Below are 3,878 nucleotides of genomic sequence, written 5' to 3' on the forward strand. Positions count from 1 at the left end.
CGGTCAGCGGTGCCAGGGCGGGCAGCACCCGGGTGCACAGCAGCTCGGCAGGGCCCGCCAGCTGCACGGGCTCCGGCGGCTGGTCCGTGCCGAGGGCGCCGCGGTCCGCCACGACGGCGAGCTCGTCCAGGGGCGCCGCGACCTGCGCGGCCAACTGGTCCGCCACCGAGGTCGGCACGACACCGCGCGACCGCCGCTCGAACAGTTCCCGGCCCAACTGCTCCTCCAGCGAACGGACATGAGTCGTCACCGTCGGCTGCGACAGCCCGAGCAGCCGCCCCGCCGCCGTGAACGAACCGGCCCGGTGCACGGCGAGAAACGTGCGCAGGAGCGAGAGGTCGAGCGGCCCCGCCGGGCCATGGGCTTCCCTATGGGTCATACCGACAACTCTATGGATCTCCTATGGCGCGGCCTCGCCCGTCGTCACCGTCCGCTCCGCCGAGAACCCTCCCCACGTACCGTCCGGCAGCCGTGCCCTGAGCCGCACCCGATGGCTGACCTGGGCCTCCCGGCCCACGTAGAAGCTGTACGTCGCCCGGTCGCGCGGCGGGGTCCCGCCCCAGACCAGCGAGGTGGCGGGCTGCCCGTCGAGGCGGATCTGATACTCCGTGACCACCCCGTCCGTGCGCGGCGGCACCCAGGACAGGTCGATGTAGTACGCCCCGTCGTCGCCCCGGTGCGTCTTGGCGCTGAAGTCCGTGGGGGCGGTGCCCCGCCCGTCGTCGCTGCCCGGCGCCGTGGTGAGCGGGACGGTCGTACTCGCGGGCGAGAGGTTGTCGGCGGCGTCCCGGGCCCGCACGGTGAAGGAGTAGCGCGTGCCGGGCCGCAGCCCCGTGACCACGGTCGCCGTCTGGGCGCCGCCCACACTGTGGATCTTCGCCCCGCCCTGGTAGATGTCGTACGACACCACACCCCGGTCGTCCGTGGAGCCGCCCCAGGACAGTTGGACCGCCCGGCTGCCGATGACCCGGCCCTGCGGTGCGCTCGGTCGGGTGGGCGCCGAGTGGTCGGCCGCGACGGCGACCGGTGTCCGCGCCTTCACCTCCCGGCTGCTTGGTCCCAGGCGGCCGTCGGTGTCCCGGGCCCGCACGGAGAAGGCATACATGGTCGCGGGCTTGAGCCTGGTGATGTCCACCATGTGCTCGGAACCGGCTACTTCCCTCACTTTCGTGGTGCCCCGATATATCTCGTAGGTGCGGACGCCCGGGCTCGCCGTCACCGCGTCCCACATGACGTGCACGCTGGTCGCACTCCCCGCCGCGGCCGTGACTCCGACCGGGGCACCGGGCGCGTGGCCGTCTCCCGCGTCCCCCGTGCCGCAGGACGCGAGCAACAGGAGCGCGGCACATGTCAGTGCGGCACGGGAGAGAGTGAGGACGGCCCGGACGCGTCGCACGATTCTGCCTCCCCGGCGTTGCACGGGCATCACACGACTTGAAAGGTCCGGACCAATATGACGCGGGTAGGGCAATCGCATCAAGAGGGGCGCCGTTGAAGATCGGCCGCGAAGGTTACGTATGCTGAGGTACTCACGGCTGAACTCACCCCTGTGAATGGGGAGTTCATGCCGGTGGCGCGGACCGCTGTCGTCGCTGATCCCGCGCCGGCGCGGGCGGTCGGGCGGCCGGAGCCGACCTGGGCTCGGGCCCCCGGCCCCCGTCGGGAGTGACCTGGACTTCAGGCGCCTGGCCGCGTCGGGAGTGACGCGGACTCAGAGGCGCGATTTCCGCCGGGCGTTGGGGGCGTGCACCGTCCGGCCCCCTATCAGTGGCCGCGCGATCGGACCGGTACCAGGGTGGGCTGAGTGTCCGTCAGATCCCCCAGAAGAGGGTCCTCCTCGTGCGTGCCCAGACGCTGACGCTGGTCGCGGCCGGCGCCGCCCTGCTCGCCCCGACCACGCTTCCCGCCGCGGGAGCGACCGAACCCGTCCGTCCCCTGGCCGGGCCGGCGGCTCTGCGCGAGGGCGATGTCGCGGCGGCCGACCTGCTGGCCAAGGTGCGTGACTGCGCCCCCGTCTCGCGCGGCCGATACCGCACCGACGACGGGGAACCCGCGTCGATCCCGGTCTGCGGCACCAAGGAGGCCGTCTACTGGAAGGCCGACATGGACATCGACTGCGACGGACAGGCCGGCGCCCACTGCAACGCGCGCACCGACCCGCTCTTCTCGGCCATGACGGCGTACCAGCAGTCCGACGGCCGCTACCTGGACGCCGAGCGGCTCCCGTACATCGTGGTCCCCGCCGCCAGCGCCCTCTGGAACCACCTGGACCACCGGATCCGAGGCGGTTCGGTCGCCGCCGTCGTCTACCGGGACCGGGTGCAGTACGCCGTCGTAGGAGACGTCGGCCCGCACGACATCATCGGCGAGGCGTCGTACGCCACGGCCAAGGGCCTCGGCATCCGTGCCGATCCGCGCGGCGGCGGGACGGACACCGGGGTCACCTACATCGTGTTCAAGGACTCACGGGTGACGCCCATCGAGGACCATGCCGCCGCAGTGGAGACGGGGCAGCGGCTGGCACGGCTGTTCGTGCGGGGCGCGGCGGAGCGGCCGGGGCCGCAGGACGCCCGTCGGCCGAGGTCGTAGGGTCGCGGCCTGCCGAGCCCTGCGGGGCGGGCGGGAGGCGTCAGACCGCCGACCAGCCGTCGTCGACGGGCAGGATCGCGCCGTTGATGTTGCTCGCCGCGTCCGAGGCGAGGAACACGATCACGGCGGCCTGCTCCTCGGGCCGGGCCACGCGGCCGACGTTGACGAAGTGCGGGCCGAGCGCCGCCGGGCCGAGAGCCTCGCGGTCGGCGTCCACGGAGATGTTGGTCGCCGTACCGCCCGGGGCGATGGCGTTGGTGCGGATGCCCTGCTTGCGGTACATCACCGCAAGGGACTTCGTCAGGCCGACGACCCCGTGCTTGGAGGCCGTGTAGGCGGCGCCCGCCGCGCTGCCGCGGAAGCCCGCCTCCGACGCGGTGTTCACGATCGCGCCCCGGCCCGCCGCCAGCATGTGCGGCAGCACGGCCCGGGTGAGGAGGAAGGGCGCGGTCAGATTGACCCGGATGACCCGCTCCCACTCCGCGTCGGCGACGTCCGCCAGCGCCGACATCCGGTCCATGATCCCCGCGTTGTTCACCAGGACGTCGATCCCGCCGAACCGCTCCACGGCGGTCACGGTCACCTCGTCGACGACCGCCTGCTCGCTCAGGTCGCCCGTGACCGCGAGGACGGTGCCGCCCGCCTGCTCGATCTCCTTGACGACCGCCTCGGCGCCGTCGGCGTTCAGGTCGGCCACCACGACCTTGGCGCCCTGCGCGGCGAAGGCCAGGGCGGCGGCGCGCCCGATGCCCGAACCCGCTCCGGTGACGATGACGCTGCGTCCACCGAGTCCACTGGTCATGAGGTGCTCCTGTTCGTCGTGCGAGGGCTCCGCGCCCGTTGTCCACTCACCATACGACTTAATGTCTGCATGTGACATGAAGTCGTGGGCGGGTCATGGTGCAGAATCCCGGGAGGTCACGACCGCAGCCGGAGGGGAACTGATGAGCGCATCCAGCGGACGCACGGGACGACCGCCGCTCACCGAGGCACGCAAGGCCGAGATCCGGCTGGAGATCGCCCGGGCCGCGGTGGAGCTGTTCGTCGCCCAGGGCGTGACGGCGACCACCGGCGAACAGATCGGACAGGCGGTCGGCGTCTCGGCGCGCACCGTGTGGCGCTACTTCCCGAGCAAGGAGAGCTGCGTACGACCGCTGTTCTCGGCCGGTATCGGCGTCATCGCCGCCCGGCTGCGGGAGTGGCCGCCCGGCCTGCCCCTGGCGGACCTCTTCGCCCCGGACCTCGCGGCCGGCCTCCTCGCCGCGACCGGCCCCGACGGCGCCACCGGC

General features: G+C 72.7%; 5 protein-coding genes. 2 read left to right on the forward strand and 3 right to left on the reverse strand.

Translation table 11 applies throughout. The annotated features are described in order from the left end of the window. Positions 1-379: LysR family transcriptional regulator (locus R6V09_RS47980; RefSeq protein ID WP_317887748.1), on the reverse strand; the 379-nt coding region annotated here is incomplete at its 3' end. Between the two features lie 21 nt (positions 380-400). Continuing rightward, on the reverse strand, positions 401-1,396 hold the full coding sequence (locus tag R6V09_RS47985) for a fibronectin type III domain-containing protein (RefSeq protein ID WP_317887749.1): 996 nt from the start codon (positions 1,394-1,396) through the stop codon (positions 401-403). Positions 1,397-1,839: 443 nt separating this feature from the next. Here R6V09_RS47985 and R6V09_RS47990 point away from each other — a divergent pair, with 443 nt between their 5' ends. Continuing rightward, positions 1,840-2,589, forward strand: coding sequence for a glycoside hydrolase family 75 protein (locus R6V09_RS47990; RefSeq protein WP_317887750.1), 750 nt, complete (start codon positions 1,840-1,842; stop codon positions 2,587-2,589). Positions 2,590-2,629: 40 nt separating this feature from the next. Here R6V09_RS47990 and R6V09_RS47995 read toward each other — a convergent pair whose 3' ends face one another. Next, entirely contained in the window at positions 2,630-3,391 is a 762-nt protein-coding gene (locus R6V09_RS47995; RefSeq protein WP_317887751.1) for an SDR family NAD(P)-dependent oxidoreductase, read from the reverse strand. 142 nt (positions 3,392-3,533) lie between these two features. Between R6V09_RS47995 and R6V09_RS48000 the strand changes: the two genes are divergently transcribed. Then, positions 3,534-3,878: TetR/AcrR family transcriptional regulator (locus R6V09_RS48000; RefSeq protein ID WP_317887752.1), on the forward strand; the 345-nt coding region annotated here is incomplete at its 3' end.

Origin of the sequence: Streptomyces sp. W16 (assembly GCF_033194735.1) — a bacterium.
GTDB lineage: Bacteria > Actinomycetota > Actinomycetes > Streptomycetales > Streptomycetaceae > Streptomyces.